Here is a 4675-nt window from a genome sequence, read left to right as displayed (position 1 = left end):
GTCCGCTTTGCAACTCATTTGACAGTAACCTTAAAAAAGCTTGCGATTTACTTGATAATAGTCTTTTAAAGCCTGCAAATATTAACATTAAAGAAACGCTTGATCACCTAAAAAAAATCAGAGAAGACATCAAAAAAGATTTAGATTGGCTACATGCAGAAATTTCAGAAGTTTTAAACAACACTAAAGAATTGACAAAAAAAGCACATTCACTAGATATTGAAGGTACTTTTTCTAGGTTTGAGAATGCTATTAAAATTGCTGAAGATAAAATTGAACGATTTGAACCAAGCCGCTTTGTAGGCTGGCTTCAATCAACTACGCAGTCTAATAATAACGAGTTCCTTAGCATGCTAAAAAAGTTAAAAGAGGATACAGAAGAGGAAAAAACGGAATTGAAGGAGCAATTAAACGTAGTAAGGAATGAATTAGAAGAAATAAAAAAGAAGCAAGCTCAACCAAGTACGCCTGATTTAGAAGCTAACAATGGAAATAATACTAATAAATTATTAGTGTTAGAAAATAAAGTCAAAGAACTACGTGACACAGTTAGAAAGTTAGAGCTGGAAGCAGAACAAAATAAGCTGCAGCAAAAGAAGGAAAAGTTAGAGCAAAAAAAATCTGAACAAGAAAAAACAGATGAATGGAAAGAAAAAATCAACGGCAAACCAAGTGACTTTCTATATTATTTATTAGAATCTATTAAGCTGGAAGAAAAAGATAATAAAGAAAAAAAGGTTGAGGCAACATTACGAAATTTTGATAATAAAGTTACGATCCACTGGAAAGATGCCTCTCAAACAATTTGCCATATTAAAAAACAAGGTGATCTGCAAATTGAGTCTAGCGCAACAATGTTTACAGACCCAAATGTTCAAGCAGCATGGGAAATGGCGCGGGGTAAATCACTATAGATCACTCAGTAATAACCTTAAGTGTTAATAATGATAAAGAGAAATTAAGGCTAGATATCTACGTAGCTGAAAAGTGCAACATATCACGCAGTAAAGCACAAAGATTGATACAAAATGAGCAGGTGAAATTACTTGGCATACCGATAATTAATAATGATCACATAGTAAAACCAGGTGAAGAGTATATAGTACATCTCGTTCAACCTGACATATCCACATCAATTGAGCCTAATTATGACATAAAACTTGATATCATCTATGAAGATGAGGACATTATAGTTCTGAGTAAACAAAGTGGATTAACAGTGCACCCAGGTGCTGGGACAAACAATGATACGCTTTTGAACGCAATTATCGCTCACCTTGATGTAAGACCAGGAATTGTTCATAGACTCGATAAAGATACCAGTGGACTGATGGTAATTGCAAAAAATGAAGGAGCCCATGGTTTTTTGTCTGAATTGTTATCAAACCGTAAAATAAAGCGGGAATATTTAGCAGTAGTTTGGGGAGCATTATCTTCCCAGCAGGGAACTATAGAAACTAACATTGCTCCCAAACGCGGTAATAAAGAAATGATGTGTGTTACAAAAACAACGGGCAAATTAGCAATCACTCACTATTTAGTGCAAAAAGTTATAGGACAAGTAAGCCTCGTTAAATGCACTTTAGAGACAGGCAGAACACACCAAATTCGAGTCCACATGAGCCACATAGGACATTCCATAGTTGGTGATCAAGTTTACGGAAAAAATAGTAGTAAAAGCACAAAATATGCTAAAAACTCTAGTTTTATTCGTAATTTCAATAGGCAAGCACTACATGCTTATACACTGGGCTTATATCACCCAAAAAGCAAGGAATACATGGAATTTGTCTCTGATTTACCGCAAGATATAAAAACTTTAATTGGTGAGTTTGACAACATATCTTAATAACATTCGTATTAACCTGTCAATATTATCATCCATGTTATCAGGAAGTTAATTAATGAAAGAAAAACTGCTGCACTACCTAGATCTTTCACCTTTTTTGAAAGTATGTGTTGTTCACTGGAAATACGCTCAATTGTTGTTTCAAAAGCAGTGTTAACAATTTCCACAATTAACACCAGGAATAGGCTGCTTATCATTACTGCACGTTCTAGATTACTTACATCCAAAACAAACAAAGTTGAAACACATACTATAAAAAGTAGTAACTCCTGTCTGAACGCAATTTCTGATATAAAAGCTGATTTTATTCCTTCACAAGAGTATTGAATTGCTTTTATTAGACGAATAATGCCCTTCTTCATTATTATTCATAAAACCCTTTAATCAAAATTTTAACTCATTTGGATTTGCTACACCCTATAGCATTTTTATCATTTGTTCACCCTATTGGTTTTGAAATTAAGATTTACTGCAACTACAATAAGTACTCTTATCATCACATTTTGGTGTTAAGTCGGGATAGAACGTGAGTATGGCATCATTCTTTCTTACAAACACTGATTGATAATTGTCATCTTCCATTTTATATAGGCACATTCCATCTTTTCCTAATTCCTTAAACGCCTTAGTTGCAAAAATTAAAATATCATCAGCATGAAGGTTATATGCATATCCATTTGGACACTTAACTTTTACTTTTCCATCCTTGCCCAAATATTTCATTCCAAATGTATAAATTGGCGGCTTAATATCTGATTTATTGCACAGGGATTCATCATTCCAAATCGCACCTGCCCATTTATCTTCTTGAGCTTCAACATATCTACCTACAAAATGCATACCACCTAATTTATCATTTGGCTCACCACAAAAAATATGTCCAAACCCTATAGTTTCTTTTTCACTTCCACTATTTGTAAACCAAATGTTAGCCAGTTCATCTTTAAATAACTCCAAATCCGCATCTGGCGTAATCACTTGATGATTAAGCTTATCATATATTCCTTTCACTACTTCTTGATGTTGCGGACAACTAAGTAAAATTTTGAAATCTTCTTTCTCTGGATGTGCTCCCCAATCTCCACAAACTTTCAACGCTCCTCTATCGAAGTCAGTTAATTCTGGAAACGGTGGCATATAACCTGGTTGTGAACTGAAAAATGGTTCAAAATTGACCTCAACATTTTCTTCTACATAGCTGGTGTGAAAATAATGACCCTTAATATAAAAAATAAATCCTATTATTGGTATTATTAAACACAAAATTAGTTTAACTGTCTTCGACATAATCACGTTCACAAAAAAGCTAACTTACAAGAAACAATTTAAAAAAGTTTTAATCTAATCATTTTTGCAGAGCAGCAACTCCTGGCATTTCGTCACCACCCAGCCAACTTAAAAACGCTCCTCCACCAGTGGAAGCATATGTAAAATCCTTATCGGTAAAGCCTGCAGCGCTTATTGCAGATAGACTATCGCCTCCCCCTATTATGCTGGTTAACTTTCCTTTGTGCGTTAAGTCACTTACGATTTTCATTACCCCTATTGTACCACTTGCAAAAGCTGAATGTTCAAAAACACCAATAGGTCCATTCCACAGCAGAGTCTTACTGCTTGCTATTATACTGCTTATTGTACTCAAAGTTTGTGGTCCGATATCCAAAATTATATCACCGTCCAAAATGGACTCAGTTCTTCTTGAAATACTAGTGCTGTAATCAGAGTTTACTGCAACCAGAACGTCTTCTGGCACAACTATTTTGCAATTGTTTTTATTTGCTGTTTCAACAATATTATGTAGAAGGTCGTCAACACCATTTTGAAAGAAAGATTTCCCTATATTTACTTTGCTAAATGACAAAAAATTATTGGCTATTGCACCACCTAGAACTAGGTAATCAACCTTTTCTGTTAGCTTCATAAGCACTTTTATTTTAGTTGATATTTTAGCTCCCCCAACTATCGCAGTAATAGGTTTAGCTTTAAATGATACAGCTTTTTCAAGATACTTTAGCTCATCTTGCAAGCAAAATCCCGCGTAAGAAGGTAAAAATTCTGTAATGCGTGAAATAGAAGCGTGAGCTCTGTGAGAGCAAGAAAATGCATCATTTACATATATATCCGCTAGAGATGCTAATTGTCTGGCAAAGTTTGCATCATTCTCCTTTTCCCCTTCATAAAATCTTAGATTCTCCAGTAATATTATATCTCCTGCATCCATAGCACTCACTGCTTTTTGCACTTTTTCACCAACGCAATCATCAATGAATTTCACTTTTTTATTTAGTAACTGTGATAAAGTGTCAATTATATTTTTTAGCGACAGATTATCGTCTCTAGCCTTTGGGCGTCCGAAATGCGATATAATAATAATCTTTGCACTTGCATTCACTAAATACTGAATAGTAGGCAATACTCTCAAAATACGAGTGACGTCACGAATTTCTCCATCTTTTATAGGAACATTGAAGTCAACTCTGAGTAAGACGGCTTTATTGTGAAGATCGCAATTTTCTATACTAGGTATATTCATTATAAAATTGAAGCTATAAAGTCACTATACAGCAGTTTGATCTAAAGTAAAGTTTTAAGCTTACGAACGTTTAAGGAAATTTGCATGCCAAACACTTGACACTGGAACCTTATCGTCATGCCACCACGAACCGTCATACCACGATTCATTCGCGGTATCTCTAGATCCCGCTAACAAGCAGCGGGATGACGATTGTCAGGGTGTCATCCCAGCGCCCCTATGATGTCATTCAAGTAGCTGACACTGGTTCCTTTATGATGGCAGTGCCCCTATGGTGTCATTCCAGTGCTTGA

Annotated in this window: 4 protein-coding genes and 1 pseudogene; 2 read left to right on the top strand and 3 right to left on the bottom strand. The window is 35.0% G+C overall.

Going from position 1 to position 4675, the window contains the following annotated elements:
• Together BA053_RS07720 and BA053_RS05290 are read left to right on the top strand one after the other, a co-directional pair.
• A pseudogene (locus BA053_RS07720) lies at nucleotides 1-914 on the top strand (aminoacyltransferase); the annotation flags it as partial.
• Nucleotides 905-1849 carry an RluA family pseudouridine synthase gene (locus BA053_RS05290; RefSeq protein WP_065106841.1) on the top strand — a complete coding sequence of 315 codons (945 nt, stop codon included), beginning with the start codon at nucleotides 905-907 and terminating at the stop codon, nucleotides 1847-1849. The pseudogene BA053_RS07720 and the gene BA053_RS05290, both read left to right, overlap by 10 nt.
• An 11-nt stretch (nucleotides 1850-1860) precedes the next feature.
• Here BA053_RS05290 and BA053_RS05285 read toward each other — a convergent pair whose 3' ends face one another.
• The 3 genes from BA053_RS05285 to BA053_RS05275 all read right to left on the bottom strand — a co-directional run bounded on the left by BA053_RS05285 (nucleotide 1861) and on the right by BA053_RS05275 (nucleotide 4382).
• A complete protein-coding gene (locus BA053_RS05285) occupies nucleotides 1861-2211 on the bottom strand; it encodes a diacylglycerol kinase (protein ID WP_065095033.1) in 351 nt (116 codons plus the stop codon).
• Between the two features lie 97 nt (nucleotides 2212-2308).
• Nucleotides 2309-3136 (bottom strand): EndoU domain-containing protein, encoded by an 828-nt coding sequence (locus BA053_RS05280; RefSeq protein WP_065095034.1) that lies wholly within the window; start codon nucleotides 3134-3136, stop codon nucleotides 2309-2311.
• A 58-nt stretch (nucleotides 3137-3194) separates the two neighbouring features.
• Nucleotides 3195-4382 carry a phosphoglycerate kinase gene (locus BA053_RS05275; protein WP_174525396.1) on the bottom strand — a complete coding sequence of 396 codons (1188 nt, stop codon included), beginning with the start codon at nucleotides 4380-4382 and terminating at the stop codon, nucleotides 3195-3197.
• Nucleotides 4383-4675: the final 293 nt, after the last annotated feature.

This window comes from Wolbachia endosymbiont of Nomada ferruginata, from assembly GCF_001675785.1.
Classification (GTDB): Bacteria; Pseudomonadota; Alphaproteobacteria; order Rickettsiales; family Anaplasmataceae; genus Wolbachia; species Wolbachia pipientis.
Note: the sequence above shows the minus strand (reverse complement) of the source record. Positions and strands in the feature narration are given on the sequence as shown.